Below are 23,461 nucleotides of genomic sequence, written 5' to 3'. Positions count from 1 at the left end.
TAGCCTTACTCAATGTTCTGCACTTGTTCGCGCATCTGCTCGATCAACACTTTGAGGTTGACCGCTGCCTGGGTGCTGCGCGGATCGAAGGCTTTGGAGCCCAGTGTGTTGGCTTCGCGGTTGAGTTCCTGCATCAGGAAGTCCAGCCGGCGACCGGCCGCACCGCCGGATTTGAGCACCCGGCGCACTTCGATGATGTGGGTGCTCAGGCGATCCAGTTCTTCGGCCACGTCGCTCTTTTGCGCGAGGATGACCATTTCCTGTTCCAGGCGCTGCGGGTCGAGCTCGGCCTTCATGTCGGCGAAGCGGTCGAGGACCTTCTGGCGCTGGGTGGCGAGCATCTGCGGCACCAATTCACGCAGGGTCGTCACGTCTTCTTCAATCGAGGTCAGGCGCTCGTTGATCAAGCGCGCCAGCTCCGCGCCTTCGCGCTCGCGGCCGGCCTTGAGTTCTTTCAGGCCTTGATTGAACAGCGCCAGCGCTTCAGCGTTCAGCGCTTGTGGATCAGTTGCGTCACCCACTAGCACGCCGGGCCACGCCAATACTTCCAGCGGATTCAGCGCGGCCGGGTTCTTGATCAGGCTCGCGATGGTTTCGGCGGCAGCGACCAGTTGCGCGGCGCGCTCGCGATCGACTTGCAGGGCTTTGCCGGTGCTTTCTTCGGTAAAGCGCAGGGTGCATTCGAGTTTGCCACGCGACAAACCCTGGCGCAGCGCTTCACGGACGGCGCCTTCGAGGTCGCGAAACGACTCCGGCAAACGCAGATGGGGTTCCAGGTAGCGGCTGTTGACCGAGCGCAGTTCCCAGCTCAGGGTGCCCTGGACGCCGGCTTTTTCGACGCGGGCGAAGGCGGTCATGCTGTGCACCATGGTGGTACCTCGCAATGCAGATCGGCGCAGAACCGAGGTTCTGCGGCCACGATCTCAATGAATGTAAGCCGACTGGCAGCAAAGGCGCAGGATTGTAGCGCAGTGCAGCGAATGCGCCCAAACACACGGTGTGACAAAGGACTGCAGGCCGTCGGTAATCTGCGTTTCACGGCCTTCAACCGTCGGGCCGAATTTTTAAGCAGTGCCCAGCGCGGTGCACGGCTCTATAATGCTCGGCAGTTTTCCGTCCCCAGTACAGGTATCTCCTATGAAACGTCCAAGTGGTCGCGTTGCCGATCAGCTCCGCTCGATCCGCATTACCCGCAACTACACCAAGCACGCCGAAGGATCGGTACTGGTCGAATTCGGTGATACCAAAGTCATCTGCACCGTCAGCGTCGAAAACGGCGTGCCGCGTTTCCTCAAAGGTCAGGGCCAGGGCTGGTTGACCGCCGAATACGGCATGCTGCCGCGCGCTACTGGCGAGCGTAATCAGCGTGAAGCGAGCCGTGGCAAGCAGGGCGGTCGTACTCTGGAGATCCAGCGTCTGATCGGTCGTTCGCTGCGCGCTGCGCTGGACATGTCCAAACTGGGCGACGTTACCCTCTACGTCGATTGCGACGTGATCCAGGCCGATGGCGGCACTCGCACTGCTTCGATCACCGGCGCCATGGTTGCACTGGTTGATGCGCTGAAAGTGATCAAGAAGCGTGGCGGTCTGAAGGGCGGCGACCCGCTCAAGCAAATGATCGCGGCCGTGTCCGTGGGTATGTACCAAGGCGAGCCAGTGCTGGATCTGGACTACCTTGAAGACTCCGCAGCCGAGACCGACCTCAACGTCGTGATGACCAGCACCGGTGGCTTCATCGAAGTGCAGGGTACCGCCGAAGGCGCGCCGTTCCAGCCTGAAGAGCTGAACGCCATGCTCGAACTGGCCAAGAAAGGCATGAACGAAATCTTCGAACTGCAGACCGCCGCACTGGCTGACTGATCGGTTCACAAACGCAAGGAGAATGCGATGAGTGATGAGCAACAGTTGCTGCCCAAGCCGAGCCAGGAGGTTCGTCAGTGGGCGATGTTTTGCCACTTGTCAGCCTTGTTGGGGTTCTGGATTCCATTCGGCAACCTGATCGGGCCGCTGATTCTCTGGCAGATGAAACGCGAGAAGGATCCGTTTATCGATGCTCAGGGCAAGGAAGCGCTGAATTTTCAGATCACCGTGGCGATTGCTTCGATGATCAGCTTCTTCCTGATGCTGTTGGTGATCGGTTTCTTCCTGCTCGGGCTGGTGGCTATCGGCGCGCTGGTGCTGACGATCATTGCCGGGGTCAAGGCTAACGAGGGTGTGCCTTATCGTTATCCGTTTACCTGGCGAGTGATCAAATAGTCTTCGGGTGTGCCTGAGTTTGCCCTCACCCTAGCCCTCTCCCAGAGGGAGAGGGGACTGACCGAGCCGTCCTCTCGAGCTACATCGACCTGAGATTCCTCAATCGAACTCGAGTTTGAAAAGCACGAAGATCGGCTCCCTTTCCCACTCGCCCCCCTTGGGGGAGAGGGTTGGTGAGGGGGAAGCGATCTCTCAGGCGGCGCAAATCTCAAAAGTTGCCCACAAAAAAACCGACATCACTGTCGGTTTTTTTGTATCTGCGAAAAGATGATTTAGATCGTCAGCGTCCAGTCGTAGTCCACGATCAACGGCGCGTGCTGCGAGAAGCGTGGCTGACGCGGCAGGCGTGCGCTGCGCACGAAGCGCCGCAGGCCCGGGGTCAGTAGCTGGTAATCGAAGCGCCAGCCGAGGTTAAGCATCTCGGCCTGTTCGTTGTCCGGCCACCAGCTGTACTGATCACCTTCACGGCTGACTTCGCGCAGGGCGTCGACATAACCCATGTTGCCGACAATCTCGTCCATCCAGGCGCGTTCTGGCGCCAGGAAGCCCGGTGATTGCTGGCTGTCGCGCCAGTTCTTGATGTCGAGCTTCTGCTGCGCGACGTACAGCGAGCCACAATAAATGTACTCGCGACGTTTACGCCGCTGCTTGTCCAGGTACTTGCCGAAGTCGTCCATGAGCTTGAACTTCTGGTTCAAGTCTTCGTCGCCGTTCATCCCCGAAGGGAGCAGCAAAGTGGCAATACTGACTTTGTCGAAATCTGCTTGCAGGTAGCGCCCGTAGCGGTCGGCCGTCTCGAAACCGAGACCGCTGATGACAGCCTTCGGTTGCAACCGCGAGTACAAAGCCACGCCGCCTTGGGCGGGTACTTCGGCATCGCAGGCATAAAGGAAGTAGCCATCCAGTTGGAAGGCTGGGTCATCCAGTTCAAAGGCGGAGGCACGGGTGTCCTGCAGGCAGATGACGTCGGCATTCTGTGCCTGCAGCCAACTGAGCAAACCACGCTCGACTGCAGCCTGAATACCATTGACGTTCACACTGATGATCCGCATAAATGGCCCCAAAAATCGCGTGCGTGTATGATACACGGCGTCAAGCTAATTAGCTAAATCCGTGGTATTTGGGGTTTTTTTCATGCAAACGTATCAGCGCGATTTCATTCGTTTTGCCATCGATCGCGGCGTTTTGCGCTTCGGTGAGTTCACCCTGAAGTCCGGGCGCACCAGTCCTTACTTCTTCAATGCCGGCCTGTTCAACTCGGGTTCCGCGCTGGCGCAGCTGGGTCGTTTTTACGCCGCTGCCATCGCTGAGAGCGGTATTTCCTTCGACGTCCTGTTCGGCCCGGCCTACAAAGGCATCCCGCTGGCAGCGACCACCGCGGTCGCGCTGGCTGAACATCACGACCGTGATTTGCCATGGTGTTTCAACCGTAAGGAAGCCAAGGCTCACGGCGAAGGCGGCAGCCTGGTCGGCGCACCGTTGACCGGCGACGTGCTGATCATCGATGACGTGATCACCGCCGGTACCGCCATCCGTGAAGTGATGCAGATCATCGCTTCTCAGGACGGCGCCAAGGCAGCCGGCGTGCTGATCGCGCTGAACCGTCAGGAGCGTGGCAACTGCGAGTTGTCAGCGATTCAGGAAGTCGAGCGCGATTTCGGTATTCCGGTGATCAGCATTGTTTCGCTGAACCAAGTGCTGGAATTCCTCGCTGACGATCCGCAGCTCAAACAACATCTGCCAGCAGTCGAAGCCTACCGCGCGCAATTCGGCGTTTGAGAATCAAAGGCCCTGTGAAAACAGGGCCTTTTTTTTCAACTCAAAATCAACGCAGGTGATGCCACTTGGCGATGAGCTGCCAGCTCAGCCAGATGTTGAGTGCCGCGAATCCAAGTAGCGCCCAGGCCATCATTACGTAAAGCGTGCGACCCACATCGAAATTCCACAGATCCAGCGTGCTCGTGCGCACGATTTCTACGGTCGCCGGCAGGTTGATGTAGAACAGCGCCGTGAAACCACCGCTCAATGGCAGCGCGCATCCGAGTAGCGTTCTGCGCACTTGTCCTCGACTGCGTTTTCTGGCCAATGGGCCTGACTGGGTTGCATCCAGCTCCAATGCCGCGCGCATTCCCGGCCACGCCAGATTGAACAGAAAAGTCGTCAGGGTCAGCAGCAAGCCACTGACCGCGACGATGTCACTGAACGGCATTCAGGCCGAGTGTCTGGCATAACAATGCGTGGGAATCTTCGCTGATCTCGAATTGCCCGGCACTGCCTTTGCGCTTGGTGATGGGTTTGAAGGTCGGCTCGTTTTGAGTGATCAGCATGTTCAGCTCATCGCGGATGACATCCGAACTGATGACCACCAGATACACGTTCTGCGCGTGCTCGGCAGACTCGACTACCGCGCGCATGCTGTGTTGCAGAATGTCGTCGAGTTGATTGCGAAAGCGCGAAACGGTGTTCTTGAGCAGGGTTTTGCTCTGGCTTTGCGTCAATTGAAAAATCGTCGATATCTGCGATTCGGTCGGCAATGTTTGCTCGAAGTAGCTTTGGATCAGATACAGCAATCGATCTTGCTTGGCTTCGTCGGCCCGGCTCGGCATGCCGCCCTCGACAAGCATTTTCAGATATTCGGTCAAGCTCGCCTTGGCGATACGTTGCAAGGCGCCGGCGATTTGCGGATCGGTGATTCGCAGGGTTTTCTTGACCGGTTCCTTTTGCTCCAGCTCGAAAGCAGCAGCGTCTATCGTGAACGAGATCTGCATGGCTCAGTCACTCCGAGGTTATCGTCCGCTGCCGGTCGGTTTTCTGGCTGTTCCCGGATACGGGTCCTGCGGCGCATCACCTTGGCCGGTCAGTACTTTCCAGCCCTTGAGCGGGTGGGAGGCTGGCGTGAAGTCGGGGCAGGGCGGCATCGACTTATTTGACTTGCCCGAATACTCTCGGCCGCAATCCGCGCATGCGTAGGTACCTGCTGAAATGTCACTGCCATAAGGAACGTTGTCTTTTTGCATGGTAAATCTCCGGTGGATGAGGGGAAGATCCTAGGGAGATTTGTTCTGAGGCGATGTCGGACGTTTCGTTGATTTGGGTCGGACGTTTCTTGCGCGCATAAAAAAATCGCAGCCTTCGTCAGTTCCTACGGGGATTTCGTACATCCGAAATCCCGCTTTGCAGGAGCTGCCGCAGGCTGCGATCTTTTGCGTTTCAGCTATCAGGGGCGCTTGCGATTGCTGATCAGCGTGCCCACACCGGTGTCGGTGAAGATTTCCAGCAGGATCGCGTTCGGTACGCGACCGTCGATGATCAGCGAGCTGCCGACGCCGCCCTGAACCGCTTCCAGTGCGCAGCGGATCTTCGGCAACATGCCGCCGTAGATCGTGCCGTCGGCGATCAGGTCGTCGACTTGCTGTGTAGTCAGGCCGGTCAGCACCGTGCCGGATTTGTCCATCAGGCCGGCGATGTTGGTCAGCAGCATCAGCTTTTCGGCTTTCAGTGCTTCGGCAACTTTACCCGCCACCAGGTCGGCGTTGATGTTGTACGACTCGCCATTGGCGCCAACGCCGATTGGCGCGATCACCGGGATGAAATCGCCTTTGACCAGCAGATTCAGCAGATCGGTGTTGATCCCGACCACTTCACCCACCTGGCCGATGTCGATGATTTCCGGCTGGGTCATCTCCGGTGTCTGGCGGGTCACGGTGAGTTTCTTCGCACGAATCAGCTCGGCGTCTTTACCGGTCAGGCCGATGGCGCTGCCGCCGTGACGGTTGATCAGGTTGACGATGTCCTTGTTGACCTGGCCACCGAGGACCATTTCCACCACGTCCATGGTCTGTGCGTCGGTCACGCGCATGCCATCGATGAAGTGGCTCTCGATCGACAGGCGCTTGAGCAGATCACCGATCTGCGGGCCGCCGCCGTGGACTACGACCGGGTTGATGCCCACGGCTTTCATCAAGACGATGTCGCGGGCGAAGCCGGTTTTCAGCTCCTCGCTTTCCATCGCGTTGCCGCCGTATTTGATCACCAGCGTCTTGCCGACGTAGCGGCGGATGTAAGGCAGTGCTTCGGACAGGACCTTGGCGGTGTTGGCGGCGGCTTCGCGTTCGAGGGTCATTCAGGGCTCCGGGTGAATCAGAAATCAGAACGGTAGTTGGAGATCAGGTGCAACGCGCTTCAACTGGGCGTGGAACACGTCCTTGATGCGCTGCAATTCAGCCTCGTCATCGGCCTCGAAACGCAGCACCAGCACCGGTGTGGTGTTGGACGCGCGCACCAGGCCCCAGCCTTTGGCGTAGTCGACTCGCACGCCGTCGATGGTGGTCAGGTCAGCGCCTGCGCCCCACTGCGCGTCGTGCAATGCATCAATGATGCTGAATTTGCTCTCTTCGGTCACATGGATATTGATTTCCGGCGTAGAAATATCGTTCGGGAAGGTCGCAAACAGCTCTTCCGCGGTGGATTTTTCTTTGCTGAGGATTTCCAGCAGCCGTGCGGCACTGTAAATACCGTCGTCGAAACCGAACCAGCGTTCCTTGAAGAAGATATGCCCGCTCATTTCGCCGGCCAATAGCGCGCCGGATTGTTTCATCTTCTTTTTGATCAACGAGTGACCGGTCTTCCACATTAGCGGGCGACCGCCATATTCCTTGATCAGCGGCACCAGACGACGGGTGCATTTGACGTCGAAGATCACTTCCGCGTCCGGGTTGCGTGCCAGCACGTCGCGGGCAAACAGCATCAGCAGGCGATCGGGGAAGACGATGGTGCCAGTGTTGGTCACCACGCCGACGCGGTCGCCGTCGCCGTCGAAGGCCAGGCCGATATCGGCGTTGGTCTCTTTGACTTTGGCGATCAGGTCGACAAGGTTTTCCGGTTTGCCCGGGTCCGGGTGATGGTTCGGGAAGTTGCCGTCGACCTCGCAGAACAGCGGGATGACTTCGCAGTTCAGTGCTTCGATCAGTTGCGGGGCGATCACGCCCGCCGCGCCGTTGCCGCAGTCGACCACGACTTTCAGGCGCCGCGCCAGTTTGATGTCCTGGACGATTTCGGTGTTGTAGCGGTCGAGGATTTCGACCTGGGTCACGCTGCCCTGGCCGCTGCTCAAGTTGTTGCTCTTGAGGCGCTCGTGCAGGGCCTGGATCTGTTCGTTGGCGAGGGTGTCACCGGCGATCACGATCTTGAAGCCGTTGTAGTTCGACGGGTTATGGCTACCGGTGAGCATCACCCCGGACTTGCCGGCCAGTACGTTGGCGGCGTAGTACAGCGCAGGCGTTGGCACCAGGCCGACGTCGCTGACGTGGCAGCCGCTTTCGGCGATACCGCGAATCAATTCAGCGACCAGCTCCGGGCCGGACAGGCGCCCGTCACGGCCCACCGACACGTTTGGTTCGCCCTGGGCCAGGCTCTGCGAGCCGATGGCGCGGCCGATCCAGTAAGCGGTTTCGCCGTTCAGAAATTCCGGCACGGTGCCGCGGATGTCGTAGGCGCGGAAGATGCTGTCGGGAAGTTTCGGGGCAACGAGGGCGGGGGTGGTCATCTGCGGAAATGCTCCATCTCAAAAGTGACTGGACAGACCGACGACTGATTCGACGGCAAGCTCAAACTGAAGGGTATGACGGCGTTTTCCACAGAGAGTTCGTGGTATGAAAGGGCCATGACACCGCGAACGGCGCGGCTTTGGTCAGCTAATGCCTTGATTTTCATGCTGAGGGAGAAGACTCCCTCAGTATGATTTTCTGTCGGTTTACTTGGTGCCGGAATGCCCGAAACCACCCGCGCCGCGCTCGGTTTCGACGAACTCTTCAACCATTTCGAAATGCGCCTGCACCACCGGTACCAGCACCAATTGCGCCAGACGCTCGCCGATGGTCATGGTGAAATCGGTCTGGCCACGGTTCCAGCAAGACACCATCAGCGGGCCTTGGTAATCGGAGTCGATTAGGCCGACCAGATTGCCCAGCACGATGCCGTGCTTATGGCCCAGGCCCGAGCGCGGCAGGATCAGCGCCGCGAGATTCGGGTCGCCGATGTACACCGACAGACCGGTAGGGATCAGTACGGTTTCACCCGGTTTGATCACGGTGTCCTGTTGCAGCATGGCGCGCAGGTCGAGGCCGGCGGAACCCGGAGTGGCGTATTGCGGCAGCGGGAATTCGGTACCGATGCGTGGGTCGAGGATCTTGGCTTGCAAAGCGTGCATGTAAATTAAACCTGGTTCAGACGTTCGGCGATAAAAGTGACGAGCTGGCGAGCAATCTTGCTCTTGCTGGTCTGGGCGAAAACCGTGGCGTGCAGCGCACGGTCGATGACGCTGCAGGCGTTTTCTTCGCTGTTGAAACCGATGCTCGGGTTGGCGACGTCGTTGGCGACGATCAAATCGAGATTCTTGTCCTTGAGCTTGCGTGCAGCGTAGTCGAGCAGGTGTTCGGTCTCGGCGGCAAAGCCGACACTGAACGGACGGTCGGGACGGGTCGCGATGGTGGCCAGGATGTCCGGGTTACGCACCATTTGCAGGACGAAGCCGTCACCGCTCGTAGGGTCTTTCTTGAGTTTTTGTGGGGCGATGACTTCCGGGCGGTAGTCCGCGACCGCAGCCGAGGAAATGAACACGTCGCACGGGATCGCGGCTTCGCAGGCGGCGAGCATGTCGCGGGCGCTGACCACGTCGATGCGCGTGACCCGATCCGGCGTCGGCAAGTGCACCGGGCCGCTGATCAGCGTGACGCGGGCGCCAGCTTCAGCCGCAGCTTCGGCCAAGGCAAAGCCCATTTTCCCGGAGCTGTGGTTGGTGATGTAACGCACCGGGTCGATGTTTTCCTGAGTCGGGCCGGCCGTAATCACCACGTGTTTGCCGGTCAGTGCCTGACGCTGGAAGCAGTCCGCCGCGCATTGGGCGAGATCTGTAGCTTCCATCATGCGACCCATGCCGACGTCGCCGCAGGCCTGGCTGCCGGAGGCCGGGCCGAAGGTCTTCAGGCCACGGCTTTCGAGCAGTTGCAGGTTGGCTTGCGTCGCCGGATCGCGCCACATCGCCTGATTCATCGCTGGAGCCACAGCCACGATGGCGTCGGTGGCCAGCACCAGCGTGGTCAAAAGATCGTTGGCAATGCCTTGGGCCAGACGCGCGAGCAGGTCGGCGGTGGCCGGGGCGATCAGCACCAGATCCGCCCATTTCGCCAGCTCGATGTGGCCCATCGCCGCTTCGGCGGCCGGGTCGAGCAGATCGAGGTGCACCGGATGGCCGGACAGCGCTTGCATGGTCAGCGGGGTGATGAACTCGCTGCCACCACGGGTCATGACCACGCGCACTTCGGCGCCCTGGTCGATCAGGCGGCGAACCAGGTCGGCGCTCTTGTAGGCAGCAATGCCACCGCCGACGCCCAGAACGATGCGTTTCCGATACAGCCGCTGCATAGGTCTGCCTTTGATTTCGTGGGTGACATACGTGGCGAAACCCCCTCCCCAGGGTGAATCCGCCCGCAAAAAAGATGGGCTACGATATCACAGCGACCGCTACGGAACAGCGGCGCCCACAGACAAGGAATGTGTATGAGTATTCGCGATTGGCCGGCGGCGGAAAGGCCGCGGGAAAGGTTGTTGGAACATGGGGCGGCAAGTCTTTCGGATGCTGAACTGCTGGCGATTTTCCTGCGCACTGGTGTGCCGGGGCAAAGTGCAGTGGATCTGGCGCGGCATCTGTTGAATCAGTTTGGCAGCCTGCGTTTGCTGCTTGAGGCTGATCAGGAAGCGTTCAGCAAACAATTGGGTCTTGGTCCCGCGAAATTTGCACAGCTGCAGGCTGCGCAAGAAATGAGCCGGCGGCATCTGGCCGAGCACTCACGCAGAAAACCGGCGCTGGAGAATCCGCAGGCGGTCAGGGACTATCTGAAAGCCATGCTGCGCCACGAGCCGCACGAGGTGTTCGGCTGTCTGTTTCTGGATTCCAAACATCAAGTGCTGACGTTCGAGGCGCTGTTTCGCGGCTCGATCGACAACACCAGCGTGCATCCCCGGGAAGTGGTGAAGCGTTCGCTGGCGAACAACGCGGCGGCGGTGATCCTCTGTCACAACCATCCATCGGGGAACAGCGAGCCCAGTCAGGCGGACAAGCTGCTGACCAAGCGCTTGCAGAAGGCTCTGGAGTTGATCGACGTGCGCGTGCTCGATCACTTCATCGTCGGGGATGGTGAGCCGTTGTCGATGGCGGAGTGTGGCTGGATGTAAATCTCAAGGAACTATAAAACCCTGTGGGAGCTGGCTTGCCAGCGATGATGGCGGCAAATCCAGCACAAATGTCGCCTGGAGCTCCGCTATCGCTGGCAAGCCAGCTCCCACAGGTTTTGTTATGTAGCGGCTATTTGAGACTGACCTTGGAATAGTCCTGCCGCCCAAACGGGCTCACCGAGTAACCCTGCACGTCCTTGCGCGTCAGCGCAGACGCCGTCGGGTGCGCCAGCGGCAGCCACAGTGCCTGTTGCTGAATCTGCGCCTGTGCCTGCTCGTAGAGCTTGGTGCGCACGCCTTGTTCGCTGGTGGTCTTGCCGGCACTGATCAGCTTGTCCAGATCGGCGTTGCAGTAGCGCGCGAAGTTGGTGCCGGACTTGACCGCAGCGCAGGAAAACTGCGGCGTGAGGAAGTTGTCCGGATCGCCGTTGTCGCCGGCCCAGCCCATGAACAGCAAGTCATGCTCGCCAGCCTTGGCGCGGCGGATCAACTCGCCCCATTCGATCACGCGAATCTCCGCCTGAATGCCGATTTCTGCCAGATCCGACTGCAACATCTGCGCGCCGAGGCTCGGATTCGGGTTCAGCAGGCTGCCTGACGGACGGGTCCAGATGGTGGTCTGGAAACCGTCCTTCAAGCCCGCCTTGGTCATCAGCGCCTTGGCTTTCTGCACGTCGTGGGCATAACCGGGCAGGCCTTTGGCGTAGCTCCAGGTGTTCGGCGGGTAAGGGCCGTTGGCGGCTTCGGCGGTGTCTTCGAATACGGCTTTGAGGTAGTTGGCCTTGTCGAAGGCGAGGTTGATCGCCTGACGCACTTCCGGCTTGTCCAGTGGCGGGTGCTGGCTGTTGATGCCGACGAAAGCGGTCATGAACGCGTCAGTTTTTTCGACTTTCAGCGTCGGTTCTTTCAGCGCTGCCTGCACGTCCAATGGCTTGGGCGACAGCGCGATCTGGCACTCGTTACGCTTGAGCTTTTGCAGGCGCACGTTGGCGTCCGGAGTGATGGCGAAAATCAGCGGGTCGACCGAAGGCTTGCCGCGGAAATAATCGGGGTTGGCCTTGTAGCGAACTGCAGCGTCTTTCTGGAACCGTGTGAAGACGAACGGGCCGGTGCCGATTGGCTGGCTGTTGAGCTTGTCGGTCGCGCCAGCCTTCAACAGTTTATCGGCGTATTCCGCAGAGTAGATTGAGGCGAAACCCATGCTCAGGGTCGCGAGGAAGGTCGAGTCCGGGTGGTCGAGGGTGAAGCGCACGGTCAGCGGATCGAGTGCGTCGATCTTCTTGATCAACGCGGGCAACTGCATCGATTGCGCATGCGGGAATCCGCTCTGCGCAACTTTGTGCCACGGGTTGGCCGGGTCGAGCATGCGGTCGAAGCTGAACTTGACGTCTTCGGCGCTCAGTTCGCGGCTCGGCTTGAAGTAGTCGGTGCTGTGGAATTTCACCTGCGGGTGCAGCTTGAACACGTAGGTCAGGCCGTCGGTGCTGACTTCCCAACTGTCAGCGAGGCTCGGGACGACCTTGCCACTGGCGGTGTCGAAATCCACGAGGCGGTTCATCAGCACGTCGGCCGAGGCGTTGGTGGTGGTCAGCGAGTTGTACTGCACCACATCGAACCCTTCAGGGCTGGCCTCGGTGCAGACGCTCAGGGCGGCAGCCTGGGCCAGTGGGCTGAGCAACAACGGGGCAAGCAGCAGGGGTAGGGCAGCGAGGCGCATGGTGGGAATCCTTTACAGAACGAAGGCCCATCTGCAAGTGCAGTCTGGAAAAGTCCTACCCTAGTGGTCGCGATTGCAAATGACTATCCCCTTTTTGCTTTTTTGGGGTCGGGTGACTGGCGTTCTGGTGCGGGCTGCGTAGTGAAAACTCTGAAATCGGCGCTCTTGCGAATTTTCTTCGACGAATGGTAAAAGCTGCCGATAGCCTTTGTCTGAGGCGCCTGCGGCCAGAAAAATCAGCTTTTTAGCGGTTCATTGCACACGGAAAGTTGTTGCTCTGCGGTCTTTCTGGTATAAAGCAGCGCTCTTTTCTAGGGGCCCGGTTCCTTCGCTTGTAAGTGAAGCCGGTAAGACCTCTGAAGAAACGCGGCGCCTGGCGCCAAATGACTGAGAGATTAAGCGGCCAACCCATGCCGGGTTGGGCATGTGGTTTTAGAGGGCTGAGGCATGTCGAGAGTATGTCAAGTTACCGGTAAGGGTCCGGTGACTGGGAATAACATTTCCCACGCAAACAACAAAACCCGTCGTCGTTTCCTGCCGAACCTGCAGCATCACCGCTTCTGGGTTGAAGAAGAGAAACGTTTTGTGCGTCTGCGCGTATCTGCTAAAGGCATGCGTATCATCGACAAGCGTGGCATCACTGTCGTGCTCGCCGAACTTCGCCGCGATGGCAAGATTTAAGGGAGCTAATCATGCGTGAATTGATTCGTTTGATCTCGAGCGCCGGTACTGGTCACTTCTACACTACCGACAAGAACAAGCGTACTACCCCGGACAAAATCGAGATCAAGAAATATGATCCGGTTGTTCGCAAGCACGTGATGTACAAGGAAGGCAAAATCAAGTAATTGATTTTTCCGGACTTACGAAAAAGGCCCGTATCTCACGATACGGGCCTTTTTTGTTGCCTGTTGAGCCGGAATCGGTCACCTGCTCAGCAGCGGCAGGTCAGTGGATCAGCCGCACTGGACGTGGCTGTAGACGTTTCCTTTCGCGCTGAACACACGGAGGCGATCGCTGCGGTATTCCTGGGTATAAATCTCCCCGGTTTTTTCATGGCGTACGGTTGCTGCCCCCGACATCTCGCGTAGCTCTTCCAGAAGCTGTGGGGTAACTGCGGTCTCTACGAGGGGGTTGTATGCGAAGTTGCCATCGCACTGGCTTGGTCGAGCTGCATTGTCGGAGGCCGAGGCTTCGACGGCTGCGAAGCTGATTGCCAGCAGGGCGGTCAGGGCTGCGCCCTTTAGAGAATTCATTCTGGTCATGTTATTTCCTTGTTTGATGGTTAAAGCGCCTCGTTTCCTTGAGGCGTGATGAAACGGTACCGAACGGCCTGTTGCCGAGTGCGGTACATATGGATGACTTGTGGGATTGGCAATCAACCGCAGATCAGTTCGATGATCTCGTCGCGTGCGTTGACCAGTACCCGGATGCGATCCGGTTTGGGCAAGAGATTGAACATATCCTCCGGCCGCTCCAGTCGATGCTTTTGCACCCCCGCAGCGTCGCGAATGGCGCTCAGGGTTTCAGGGGTGGCGACTTGGCCGACAGCAAATTGCGCGGCGTTGATGTTGCAGAAATCAGGCATGGTGCCTCCTTGCGTTCTATTCGGATTGAGGCGCTCGCCGGTCAATGCTGCCGAAACGTCCGTGTCGGTAGGAATTTTTCCGGTGTATGAGCGCCGTCGCGAAGTTTCACTCAGAAGCACCGCACACGTCTTACTCAGGTCGTCACTGGCTGTGTCAGATCAGGCCTTCTGTTCGAAGATCACATAAACCTTGCGGCACGCCTCAAGCACTTCCCAAGTGCCACGAAACCCTGCGGGAATCACAAATCGGTCGCCAACACGCAAGGTCTTGGCATTGCCGTCGCTGTCACGCAGCACCGAAACGCCCTGAAGGATTTCGCAGTATTCGTGCTCGGTGTAGTTCACCAGCCATTGGCCGATGGCGCCTTCCCACACGCCGGCGCCCATCTGCCCACATGGGCTGTCGTATTGATTGAATACGGCTTGCTCGGGATCGCCCTTGAGCACTTTGGCCGGATCCGGGCGATAGCGCTCGGCCTGGTCCATGGTCAGGCTGATGTCGACGATGTTCTGGATGTTCATTGTTGTTATCCCCCCGTAAATACAGCGCGATTGGCTGGAAAGGGCCAAAGTCTATGTTGATTAAAATCAACACTGCAAGGTCATATGGCGACCTTATGTCAAATATATTGAAACAACCCCGGCCGCTGGTTTAGGGTGGCGGGTGCCTCTGGCCGAAAGAACGGCTGGCCGGGCAGAATTTTTGAGGACGCTGGCGAAGATCGCGCGGCGCTCGTATTCAACAAGCGGAGGACACTCGAAATGACCACCCTGACTCGTGCCGATTGGGAACAACGCGCCCGCGACCTGAAAATCGAAGGCCGCGCTTATCTCAATGGCGAGTACACCGATGCCGTCTCCGGCGAGACCTTCGAGTGCATCAGCCCGGTCGATGGCCGTCTGCTGGGCAAGATTGCCAGCTGTGACGCCGCCGATGCCCAGCGCGCCGTGGAAAATGCTCGCGCCACGTTCAATTCCGGTGCCTGGTCGCGTCTGGCGCCTGCCAAACGCAAAGCCACCATGATCCGCTTCGCCGGCCTGCTCAAGCAGCACGCCGAAGAACTGGCCCTGCTCGAAACTCTCGACATGGGCAAGCCGATCAGCGATTCGCTGCACATCGATATTCCAGGTGCGGCGCAAGCGCTGAGCTGGAGCGGTGAAGCGATCGACAAGATCTACGACGAAGTCGCCGCCACTCCGCACGATCAGTTGGGTCTGGTGACCCGCGAGCCGGTTGGCGTTGTCGCTGCCATCGTGCCGTGGAACTTCCCGTTGATGATGGCCTGCTGGAAACTCGGCCCGGCGCTGTCGACCGGTAACTCGGTGATCCTCAAGCCATCGGAAAAATCGCCGCTGACCGCCATCCGTATTGCAGCGCTGGCGGTCGAAGCCGGGATTCCAAAGGGCGTGCTCAACGTGCTGCCGGGCTACGGTCACACCGTCGGCAAAGCCTTGGCTTTGCACAATGACGTCGACACGCTGGTGTTCACCGGTTCGACCAAGATCGCCAAGCAGCTGATGATCTATTCCGGCGAATCGAACATGAAGCGCGTGTGGCTGGAGGCCGGTGGCAAGAGCCCGAATATCGTGTTCGCCGACGCGCCGGATCTGCAAGCCGCCGCTGAATCCGCCGCCAGCGCCATCGCCTTCAACCAGGGCGAAGTGTGCACCGCCGGGTCACGTCTGCTGGTCGAGCGTTCGATCAAGGACAAATTCCTGCCGATGGTGATCGAGGCGCTGAAAACCTGGAAGCCGGGCAATCCGCTGGACCCGGAGACCAACGTTGGTGCGCTGGTGGATACCCAGCAGATGAACACGGTGCTGTCGTACATCGAATCCGGCCACACCGATGGCGCCAAACTGGTGGCGGGCGGCAAACGCATTCTTCAGGAAACTGGCGGTACGTACGTCGAGCCGACGATTTTCGACGGCGTGAGCAATGCGATGAAAATCGCTCAGGAAGAGATCTTTGGCCCGGTCCTGTCGGTCATCACGTTCGACACCGCCGAAGAAGCCATTCAGATCGCCAACGACACGCCTTACGGCCTGGCGGCAGCGGTGTGGACTCAGGACATCTCCAAGGCACACCTGACCGCCAAGGCTCTGCGTGCCGGTAGCGTTTGGGTCAACCAGTACGATGGCGGCGACATGACGGCACCGTTCGGTGGGTTCAAACAGTCGGGCAACGGTCGCGACAAGTCGCTGCATGCGTTCGACAAGTACACCGAACTGAAGGCGACGTGGATCAAGCTGTAAACCGCTGATGGGGGCCTGATTCAATCATGCTCCCAACGTTACAGAGATCTCCCGTGGGAGTGAGTTTTTGTGGTGAGGGGATTTATCCCCGTTCGGCTGCGAAGCAGTCGCAAAATCATTGCACGCGATGTGCCTGATACATCGCGGTTGCAGGTTTTGGGGCCGCTACGCGGCCCAACGGGGATAAATCCCCTCGCCACGAGGGCTCGCTCCCACATTGGTTTTGTGTTGCAGATAAGAATATCCACAGGAGCGTGGGCCATGCGTTGGGCGACGTATTTCGCCGTGTTGGCGTCTGTCTTGAGTGTCGGCCTGGCGCTTGGTGTCAGTATGCCGCTGGTGTCGTTGCGTCTGGAGAGCTGGGGTTATGGTTCGTTCGCGATTGGCGTGATGGCGGCGATGCCGGCAATTGGCGTGTTGCTTGGGGCGAAGATCTCCAGTCATCTGGCGGCGCGTTTCGGTACGGCCAATCTGATGCGCTTGTGCTTGTGGGCCGGCGCGTTGTCGATCGGTCTGCTGGCGCTGTTGCCGAGCTATCCGGTCTGGCTGCTGCTGCGGCTGATGATCGGGGTGATCCTGACCATCGTGTTCATCCTCGGCGAGAGCTGGATCAATCAACTGGTGGTCGAGCATTGGCGCGGGCGGCTGGTGGCGCTGTATGGCAGCAGTTATGCGCTGAGCCAACTGTCCGGCCCGTTGCTGTTGGGCGCGTTGGGCACAGATCACGATTACGGTTTCTGGGTCGGCGTCATTCTGCTGATCGCTTCGCCGCTTCTGCTGTTGGGCCGTAGCGGGGCGCCGAGCAGCGAGGCCAGCAGTGTCACATTCAGCGATTTGTGGCGCTTCAGTCGTGAGCTGCCGGCGATTGCCTGGGCGGTGTCGCTGTTCGCCGCGTTTGAGGCGATGATCTTGACGCTGCTGCCGGTGTATTGCCTGCGCCAGGGCTTCACCGCAGAGATCGCATTGGCGATGGTCAGCACGGTGGTGGTCGGTGATGCGCTGCTGCAATTGCCGATTGGTGCGCTGGCGGATCGGCTGTCGCGGCGCACCTTGTTCACCGGCTGCGCAGTGATTCTGATGCTGTCGAGTCTGGCAATTCCGCTGCTCATCGACACCTTGCTGATCTGGCCGCTGTGGGTACTGTTTGGTGCCAGCGCGGGTGGTTTGTTTACCTTGTCGCTGATTCTGATCGGCGAGCGTTATCGCGACGATGCGCTGGTGCGGGCCAATGCGCACATTGCGCAACTGTGGGGCGTTGGGTGTCTGGTCGGGCCGTTGGCGGCGGGGGCGGGTAGCCAGTGGATCAGTGGACACGCGCTGCCGCTGTTGATGGCGGCGGGGGCGTTTGGCCTGGTGATTCTGCTGATGCGCCAAGGCGCGTTCGGCACAGTGGCTGAGCCTGCCTGAGATCTTTGTGGCGAGGGAGCTTGCTCCCGCTTGAGTGCGCAGCGCTCACAGAATTATGGGGCCGCTGCGCAGCCCGGCGGGAGCAAGCTCCCTCGCCACAAAAGCGTTCTACTACAGCATTCGCTCAAGCCCGACGTGGGTGCTGAACCACGCATTGAAGCGTCGCCACCAACTCCCAGGCTCCTTGGTCAAAGTGTGCAGTTTGCCGTCGTCCTCGGTGACCCAGACGATGTTGCCGTCCTGCAATTTCGCTTCGTAGCTGAGTGCTGGCGCCATGCCCTGCATCGCCAGTTCACGCACATGCGCCGCCAGTTCCGGGCTGTCCACCAGCACCCCGACTTCGGTATTCCACAGCACCGAGCGCGGGTCGAAATTGAATGAGCCGATGAACGATTTCTGCCTGTCGAAGATCATCGCCTTGCTGTGCAAACTGGAATCAGAGCCGCGAAACGACTTGCTGTAAAACACATGCGGCCCGCTGCCGCCGCCGTCGCCGGGCTGGCGGCGCAGTTCGTAGAGTTTTACCCCATGCTCCAGCAGTGCCTTGCGATAAGGCGCGTAACCGCCGTGTACTGCCGGCACGTCGGTGGCTTCGAGCGCGTTGGTCAGCAGCTTCACCGAGACCCCGGCATCGGCACGCCCAGTCAAGTACACCAGCCCCGGCTGGCCCGGCACGAAGTAGGCGGAAATCATGATCAGCTCTTTGCTCACGCCGCGCAGTTCCGGCGCCAGTTGCGTGGTCAACAGCAACTGCGCATCCGGCTCGCCTTTGGACAGCACCTTGCTCGGTGCATCCCACAGCGCCTGATTCCAGGCCCAGATCAGCTCACGGCGCCAGACATCCATGCGCGGATCGGTGCGGTACTTCATCAACTGCTGATACAGCGCGTGATTCTGTTTACGGGTTTCTTCGAGGGATTCTTCCAGCCGGGTGCGGGTGTTTTGCAGATCCCTGACCGACGGTTTGCTGGAGAGGAATTGTTCGATCGGCTTGCTCAGTGCGCTGTTCCAGTACTGATCGAAGCTGTGGCCGAGCTGTTCCGCCACTGGTCCGACGCTGAGCATGTCGATGTCGGTGAAATTCAGGTTTGGCTCGGCATCGAAGTACTCGTCGCCCAGATTGCGTCCGCCGACGATGGCCACGCTGTTGTCCGCCAGCCAGAGTTTGTTGTGCATGCGCCGGTGTTGCAGCGACAGGTTGAACAGCCGCCCGGCCGCGCGGGTGACACCGGTGCTGCGCCCAAGATGCAGCGGATTGAACAGGCGAATCTTGATCTGTGGATGCGCCGCCAGCGTGGCAATGATCTGGTCGAGACCGTCGCTGGTGGTGTCATCCAGCAGGATGCGCACGCGCACGCCACGGTCGGCAGCTTTCAACAGTTCTTCAACGAGCATCCGCGTACTGACGCCGTCGTGCACGATGTAGTACTGCAAATCGAGGCTGCTTTGCGCGTTACGAATCAGTTCGGCGCGGGCGGTGAACGCTTCGGTGCTGTTAGACAGCAGGCGAAAGCCCGACTGACCCTTGTACGGCGCAGCCTGGGCCTGAATCGAACGGCCGAACGCCGAGCCGTCTGCCGGCAGCGCCTGGCTCGGCTGGCGAGGTGCGCTCAGCGAGGCGCATCCGCCAAGCAGCAGGACGAGCAGCAGTGCAAATGGTAGGGAGTGTCTGGAGCTCAAGTCGGATCGTTCCGCGTGTGGCCGAGGCCGGAAGTATGGCACGGCGTTGCTGGCGTGCTACCCAACTCACTGATCAGTCAATCCGACCCGCGCGGTAGAGCGGCGTGTAGCTTATGACTGTCGGCAGGGCGAGAGTTCTTAAACAAATTGAAGAATTTTCCGGCTCACATCAGCTACGCCATGCAGCGATTTTTCCAGCGTCGATCAAGAACCTGCCTTACATCACATCCACGAAGCAATTGGAATAATGGCCGCGCTGATTCCGAGGCAGGACTTTTCCTGTTTTTCAGCAGAAGACGCGCAGCTGGCCGTCATCTTTCGGTTCTTATGGAGTGAGAAATTTCATGCGCAAAACCTTTCGTGCAATTGCTGTGGCAACCGCCCTGTCACCGGTCCTGGTCATGGCCGACGGTGCAGATCTGAGCATCACCGGCACTATCATCCCGACCTCGTGTACCCCGGGCTTTGCCGGCGGCAACACGGTGCATCTGGGCGATATTTCTGCCGCGTCGCTGAACCGCGACCGCCAGACCGAACTGGCCAACCACAATGTCACCTTGAACGTGAGCTGCTCGGCGTCAGCGCCGATGGCGATCAAGGTGCATGACAATCAGTCGCATACCCAACTGCCGGGCATCGTCGTCGACGGCACTGACTGGGCTCTGTACATCTACGGGATCGGCGAGGTCGGCGGGACCAAGATCGGCGGTTATGGCCTGCGATTCGGTACGCCGACGGTCGATGGTGAGGCTTCGATCGTGATGTACAAGCAAGGCACCGATACCAATTGGGACGTGCCGGCACCTGCCACGCTGGTGGGTAAAAACTATGAAGGCAATCTGCGTTATTCGTGGGGTCGCAGCGTGTCTGCCGGGCCGCTTGCCGGGGTGGTGCACATCTTTCCGATGACGCTGGTGCCGGTCATTGGCCCGGCATCGAATCTGCCGATCACCTCTGCGATTGCCCTCAACGGTTCGGCGACCTTCGAGCTGCTTTACCTCTGACGGGGCGCGCGTCGACGTTTTGCGTCGGCTGCGCCAGACACTCTTTGCGGTGACGTCGACAGGCTGCGGCTGCGTGCGCGGCCTGTCATTTCCAATCAACACATCTGGCTGGCCCGTGGCCCGGCATCAATGCCGGCTGCGCGCTCGCCTGTGGACAACGACATGAACACCTTTGTGCGCAACGCCATCACCAGTGTGCTGCTGGTTGCCTTATGGGTGCCAGGCCCGATCCAGGCGGCCGGAATGGTTCCTGAAACACCGGTCGTGGTACTGGATGAAGCGGTCGGTGAGGCCGGGATCAATGTGTTCAACAGCGAAGCGCATCCAGCGCTGTTGCACACGTCTATCGAAGACGTGCCACAGGACACCGAGCCACTGTTGTTGCTGACGCCACCGGTTACCCGGGTCGAGCCCGGTGCCACCCAGCGTGTGCGTTTTATTTTGCGCAGTGCCGAGCCGTTGGAAACCGAGCGCCTGAAACGGGTCGTGTTCGAGGGTATTGCGCCGCAGGATTCATCCGGCAAGGCGCAAGTGAATTTCAGCGTGCGCCAGAACATCCCGGCGATCCTGCGTCCGGCCAATCTGCCGGTCGACCGTGAGCCATGGAAGCATCTGCTCTGGTCGCGCCAGGGCGCCGAGGTGCAGGTGCGCAATCCCAGCCCGTATGTCGTACGGCTGGGCCACGCGGTGAACGTGCTGCCGGGGCGGCAGGAGATGGATCTGGGGCGCACTTACGTGCTGCCCGGCGAAACACTGACATTGAGTGGGGCGGTCACGCCGGGCCAGGAAATGACGCAGGTGCGGCTGTTTCCAGTGACCACTTACGGTTTCGCCATTGAGCACTACGATGCACCGTTGGTGATGGACTGATGAACCGGCGCTGCCACTGCACCACTTGGCTGCTGCTCGCGCTCGGCGGTGGGTGGACGCCGAGTCATGCCGCTTCGAGCGAAACGCGCGCCCCCCTGCTGATGGTGCAGTTCAATCAGGACGTGCTCAAGTCGCGCGGGCTGGATCCGCGTGTGGCCGACTATTTCAGCCGGGCGTCGCGCTTTCGCGAGGGCGAACAAGCAGTAACACTATCGGTCAACGGCGCACCCAAAGGGCGCTTGCAGGTGACCTTCGATGCCGAGGGTGAATTGTGTTTTGCGCCCTCTTTGCTGGAGCGTGGCGGCATCAGAAATCCGCAGCCTGTTGCGCCCGTCCCCGGACCTGCATGCGAGCTGTTCGCTCAACGCTTCCCGGATGCCGTGGTGCAAGCCGATCCGTCGCGCGAACACGTCGAACTGCTGGTGCCGACCGATGTATTGCTGCCTGATAGCCCGGCGCGGCGCAACTTCGTCAATGGCGGCACGGCGGGACTGTTCAATTACGACGCGTTGATGCTCGGCAGCCGCTATGCCGGGCAATCCTCGCAGTACCGCAGCCTCAACGCCGAAGTCGGCCTGAATGCGGCGGACTGGGCTTTTCGCAGTCGTCAGGCGTACAGCGAGTCCGGCGGGCAGGGCCGGGTCGAGCATCTGTACGCCTACGCATCGCATACCTTCGAGCGCTATCAGGCCAATCTGCAATTGGGCCAGTTGAATATGCTTTCGCCGCTGTTTGCCGGCGAGGCCTTCAACGGTTTTCAGGTGCAGCCGGAACTGGCACTGATGGAGTTCGGCGAGGACAGCGCCGGTGCCCGGGTTGAGGGTATCGCCTATTCCGCAGCGCGGATCGAGGTGACGCAGAATGGTGCGCTGATCTACACCACCGTAGTGCCCAGCGGCCCGTTCACGCTGGTGGGTTTGCCGCTGCTGAGTCAAAACGTCGATCTGGAAGTCACGGTGCACGAAGAGGACGGCCAGCAGCGGCGGTTCATTGTGCCGGCTACGCAGCTGCGCGGGGCGCTGCCGGGCCGGGCGGCAGGCTATGGATTGGCCGCCGGGCAGGTGCGGCGTTATGCCGGGGACGAGCGGGATGCGCCGTCGTTTGTCGCGGCCAGCAAGGATTGGCAACTTGGCCCGCGCTGGCAGACCACCGGCGGAGCGATGCTTGGCAGCGGCTATCAGTCGTTGGGCTGGGCGATGCAAGGGGCGGTCGGTGATCGCCTGATACTGGGTGGCCGCCAAGTGATTTCCCGGGCGCAGGACCAGGCACTGTCCGGTACGCAGTTGCAATGGACCGTCAACGGTCTGCTCACCGAAGGACTGTCAGCCAGTCTCGCGCTGACTCAACAGACTCAGGATTTTCGTACGCTGTCGGACACCACTTGGGATGCGCGCAACGACCAGCCGTACCAGCGCGTGCGCAATCAACTGTCGGCGAATCTCAGTAGCAGCAGTCCGACCCTTGGCAGTTTATCCGGCAGCTATTCACGGTTCTCGATGTTTGACGGGACGGCCTCTTCACGCGTCGCGCTGGCTTGGTCGCAGAGCATCCGGCGGGCCAATGTGTCGCTGACTGTGGAACGCGATGTTGGAGGTGATGCGGATGATGCGCGCGGCACGGCGGCGTATCTGAGCGTCAGTCTGCCGTTGGGACCGCGCCAGTCATTGCGCGGCTATGTGCGCAATGATCAGGTCAGCGGCACGCGCAGCGGTCTGCGCTTCAACGAGCACCTCAGCGATACCGTGGCCTACAGCGTCGGCGCCGAGCGCCCGGATCACGGCACCCTCGACTACAACGGGCGGCTCAACCTGCTGCCGCGTTACAGCCAGCTCGACATGGGCTATTCGCGCAGCGGCGCCGGCGATCAGACCTATGACGTTGGCTTGCGCGGCGGGGCGTTGGTGCATGCTGACGGCGTGACCCTCTCACCTTATCCGCTGCGCGATACCTTTGCCTTGCTCAAGGCCGGCGACAGCGCCGGGATCAAGCTCAACACCCCGCGCGGCCCGGTCTGGACCGACTACGCAGGCCATGCAGTGGCAGCGAGCCTGCCGGCCTACAGCAAGGGCCGGGTGGAACTCGACACCGCCAGCCTTGGACGCAACGTCGATGTGCACAACGCTTATCAAGAAGTCGAGGCCGGACGCAACGCGGTGTCACGTCTGGCGTTCGAGATAGTGACGACGCGGCGCCTGCTGTTGCAGGCGCGCACGGTGGATGAGGTGTTTTTGGGCAAGGGTTTCGGTGTGTTCGACGGTCAGGGGGAATACGTCACCAGCGTGCTGGCGGCCGGGCGGATTTTTCTGCCTGACGTTCAGCCGGGTCTCGAATTGCATGTCCTGCTACCGGAGGGACAACGCTGTCGTCTCGAGTTCTCCATGAGCGAGGAGCGTGATCTCGACGCACTGTATGAAACCGCGCAGGCCATCTGCCGGACTGTCTGAACAAGGA

At 60.0% G+C, this 23,461-nt stretch carries 24 protein-coding genes and 1 pseudogene; 11 read left to right on the top strand and 14 right to left on the bottom strand.

Translation table 11 applies throughout. From position 1 onward, the window contains the following. Nucleotides 1–5: 5 nt before the first annotated feature. The gene (locus ACP7BN_RS24975) at nt 6–869 is read right to left on the bottom strand and encodes a YicC/YloC family endoribonuclease (RefSeq protein WP_426206499.1); all 864 of its coding nucleotides are present in this window, start codon (nt 867–869) and stop codon (nt 6–8) included. A gap of 268 nt (nt 870–1,137) precedes the next feature. On the opposite strand from ACP7BN_RS24975, the gene rph reads away from it, so the two are divergent. After that, nucleotides 1,138–1,860 carry a ribonuclease PH gene (gene rph, locus ACP7BN_RS24970; RefSeq protein WP_420649257.1) on the top strand — a complete coding sequence of 241 codons (723 nt, stop codon included), beginning with the start codon at nt 1,138–1,140 and terminating at the stop codon, nt 1,858–1,860. Between the two features lie 27 nt (nt 1,861–1,887). Next, nucleotides 1,888–2,256: a DUF4870 domain-containing protein gene (locus ACP7BN_RS24965; RefSeq protein WP_420649256.1), complete on the top strand. Its 369-nt coding sequence runs from the start codon at nt 1,888–1,890 to the stop codon at nt 2,254–2,256. Nucleotides 2,257–2,528: 272 nt separating this feature from the next. Here ACP7BN_RS24965 and ACP7BN_RS24960 read toward each other — a convergent pair whose 3' ends face one another. Then, a complete protein-coding gene (locus ACP7BN_RS24960; protein WP_003229491.1) occupies nt 2,529–3,308 on the bottom strand; it encodes an exodeoxyribonuclease III in 780 nt (259 codons plus the stop codon). Between the two features lie 82 nt (nt 3,309–3,390). On the opposite strand from ACP7BN_RS24960, the gene pyrE reads away from it, so the two are divergent. Beyond that, nucleotides 3,391–4,035, top strand: coding sequence for an orotate phosphoribosyltransferase (gene pyrE, locus ACP7BN_RS24955; protein ID WP_426206498.1), 645 nt, complete (start codon nt 3,391–3,393; stop codon nt 4,033–4,035). A 46-nt stretch (nt 4,036–4,081) separates the two neighbouring features. On the opposite strand, the gene ACP7BN_RS24950 is transcribed toward pyrE, so the two are convergent. The 7 genes and pseudogenes from ACP7BN_RS24950 to coaBC form a co-directional block, all read right to left on the bottom strand. Then, nucleotides 4,082–4,465, bottom strand: a complete 384-nt coding sequence (locus tag ACP7BN_RS24950) for a hypothetical protein (RefSeq protein WP_426206497.1) — start codon at nt 4,463–4,465, stop codon at nt 4,082–4,084. Then, nucleotides 4,452–5,024: a hypothetical protein gene (locus ACP7BN_RS24945; RefSeq protein WP_426206496.1), complete on the bottom strand. Its 573-nt coding sequence runs from the start codon at nt 5,022–5,024 to the stop codon at nt 4,452–4,454. The genes ACP7BN_RS24950 and ACP7BN_RS24945 overlap by 14 nt, the downstream gene beginning before the upstream one ends. A gap of 18 nt (nt 5,025–5,042) precedes the next feature. Continuing rightward, nucleotides 5,043–5,273 (bottom strand): hypothetical protein, encoded by a 231-nt coding sequence (locus ACP7BN_RS24940; protein WP_426206495.1) that lies wholly within the window; start codon nt 5,271–5,273, stop codon nt 5,043–5,045. Between the two features lie 200 nt (nt 5,274–5,473). Then, the gene (argB, locus tag ACP7BN_RS24935) at nt 5,474–6,379 is read right to left on the bottom strand and encodes an acetylglutamate kinase (RefSeq protein ID WP_109626724.1); all 906 of its coding nucleotides are present in this window, start codon (nt 6,377–6,379) and stop codon (nt 5,474–5,476) included. 24 nt (nt 6,380–6,403) lie between these two features. After that, nucleotides 6,404–7,780: pseudogene (locus ACP7BN_RS24930) on the bottom strand (phosphomannomutase/phosphoglucomutase); the annotation flags it as partial. Between the two features lie 228 nt (nt 7,781–8,008). After that, nucleotides 8,009–8,464: a dUTP diphosphatase gene (dut, locus tag ACP7BN_RS24925; RefSeq protein ID WP_426206494.1), complete on the bottom strand. Its 456-nt coding sequence runs from the start codon at nt 8,462–8,464 to the stop codon at nt 8,009–8,011. 5 nt (nt 8,465–8,469) lie between these two features. Further along, a complete protein-coding gene (gene coaBC / locus ACP7BN_RS24920; protein WP_420649250.1) occupies nt 8,470–9,678 on the bottom strand; it encodes a bifunctional phosphopantothenoylcysteine decarboxylase/phosphopantothenate--cysteine ligase CoaBC in 1,209 nt (402 codons plus the stop codon). Between the two features lie 135 nt (nt 9,679–9,813). On the opposite strand from coaBC, the gene radC reads away from it, so the two are divergent. Next, nucleotides 9,814–10,488 carry a RadC family protein gene (radC, locus tag ACP7BN_RS24915; protein ID WP_426206493.1) on the top strand — a complete coding sequence of 225 codons (675 nt, stop codon included), beginning with the start codon at nt 9,814–9,816 and terminating at the stop codon, nt 10,486–10,488. A gap of 130 nt (nt 10,489–10,618) precedes the next feature. Here radC and ACP7BN_RS24910 read toward each other — a convergent pair whose 3' ends face one another. Then, nucleotides 10,619–12,205, bottom strand: a complete 1,587-nt coding sequence (locus ACP7BN_RS24910; protein WP_426206492.1) for an ABC transporter substrate-binding protein — start codon at nt 12,203–12,205, stop codon at nt 10,619–10,621. Between the two features lie 447 nt (nt 12,206–12,652). Here ACP7BN_RS24910 and rpmB point away from each other — a divergent pair, with 447 nt between their 5' ends. Both rpmB and rpmG read left to right on the top strand, forming a co-directional pair. Next, a complete protein-coding gene (gene rpmB, locus ACP7BN_RS24905; RefSeq protein ID WP_007920377.1) occupies nt 12,653–12,886 on the top strand; it encodes a 50S ribosomal protein L28 in 234 nt (77 codons plus the stop codon). A gap of 11 nt (nt 12,887–12,897) precedes the next feature. Next, nucleotides 12,898–13,053 (top strand): 50S ribosomal protein L33, encoded by a 156-nt coding sequence (gene rpmG / locus ACP7BN_RS24900; protein ID WP_016772554.1) that lies wholly within the window; start codon nt 12,898–12,900, stop codon nt 13,051–13,053. A gap of 108 nt (nt 13,054–13,161) precedes the next feature. Here the strand turns inward: rpmG and ACP7BN_RS24895 are convergent, their stop codons facing one another. The 3 genes from ACP7BN_RS24895 to ACP7BN_RS24885 form a co-directional block, all read right to left on the bottom strand. Next, entirely contained in the window at nt 13,162–13,470 is a 309-nt protein-coding gene (locus ACP7BN_RS24895) for a hypothetical protein (RefSeq protein WP_420649247.1), read from the bottom strand. A gap of 113 nt (nt 13,471–13,583) precedes the next feature. Beyond that, on the bottom strand, nt 13,584–13,793 hold the full coding sequence (locus ACP7BN_RS24890) for an I78 family peptidase inhibitor (RefSeq protein ID WP_420649246.1): 210 nt from the start codon (nt 13,791–13,793) through the stop codon (nt 13,584–13,586). 159 nt (nt 13,794–13,952) lie between these two features. Next, entirely contained in the window at nt 13,953–14,315 is a 363-nt protein-coding gene (locus tag ACP7BN_RS24885; RefSeq protein ID WP_420649245.1) for a cupin domain-containing protein, read from the bottom strand. 240 nt (nt 14,316–14,555) lie between these two features. Between ACP7BN_RS24885 and ACP7BN_RS24880 the strand changes: the two genes are divergently transcribed. Beyond that, nucleotides 14,556–16,049 (top strand): aldehyde dehydrogenase, encoded by a 1,494-nt coding sequence (locus ACP7BN_RS24880; protein WP_426206491.1) that lies wholly within the window; start codon nt 14,556–14,558, stop codon nt 16,047–16,049. A 261-nt stretch (nt 16,050–16,310) separates the two neighbouring features. Then, on the top strand, nt 16,311–17,456 hold the full coding sequence (locus ACP7BN_RS24875) for an MFS transporter (RefSeq protein WP_426206490.1): 1,146 nt from the start codon (nt 16,311–16,313) through the stop codon (nt 17,454–17,456). Between the two features lie 111 nt (nt 17,457–17,567). On the opposite strand, the gene ACP7BN_RS24870 is transcribed toward ACP7BN_RS24875, so the two are convergent. Beyond that, on the bottom strand, nt 17,568–19,136 hold the full coding sequence (locus ACP7BN_RS24870) for a phospholipase D family protein (protein WP_426206489.1): 1,569 nt from the start codon (nt 19,134–19,136) through the stop codon (nt 17,568–17,570). Nucleotides 19,137–19,480: 344 nt separating this feature from the next. Between ACP7BN_RS24870 and ACP7BN_RS24865 the strand changes: the two genes are divergently transcribed. The 3 genes from ACP7BN_RS24865 (at nt 19,481) to ACP7BN_RS24855 (ending at nt 23,454) form a co-directional block, all read left to right on the top strand. Next, nucleotides 19,481–20,140: a DUF1120 domain-containing protein gene (locus tag ACP7BN_RS24865; RefSeq protein ID WP_426206488.1), complete on the top strand. Its 660-nt coding sequence runs from the start codon at nt 19,481–19,483 to the stop codon at nt 20,138–20,140. A gap of 162 nt (nt 20,141–20,302) precedes the next feature. Next, on the top strand, nt 20,303–21,010 hold the full coding sequence (locus ACP7BN_RS24860; protein ID WP_426206487.1) for a fimbria/pilus chaperone family protein: 708 nt from the start codon (nt 20,303–20,305) through the stop codon (nt 21,008–21,010). Continuing rightward, on the top strand, nt 21,010–23,454 hold the full coding sequence (locus ACP7BN_RS24855) for a fimbria/pilus outer membrane usher protein (protein ID WP_426206486.1): 2,445 nt from the start codon (nt 21,010–21,012) through the stop codon (nt 23,452–23,454). The genes ACP7BN_RS24860 and ACP7BN_RS24855 overlap by 1 nt, the downstream gene beginning before the upstream one ends. Nucleotides 23,455–23,461 lie beyond the last annotated feature (7 nt).

It is taken from the genome of Pseudomonas sp. TWP3-1 (assembly GCF_049896625.1).
GTDB lineage: Bacteria > Pseudomonadota > Gammaproteobacteria > Pseudomonadales > Pseudomonadaceae > Aquipseudomonas.
Note: the sequence above shows the minus strand (reverse complement) of the source record. Positions and strands in the feature narration are given on the sequence as shown.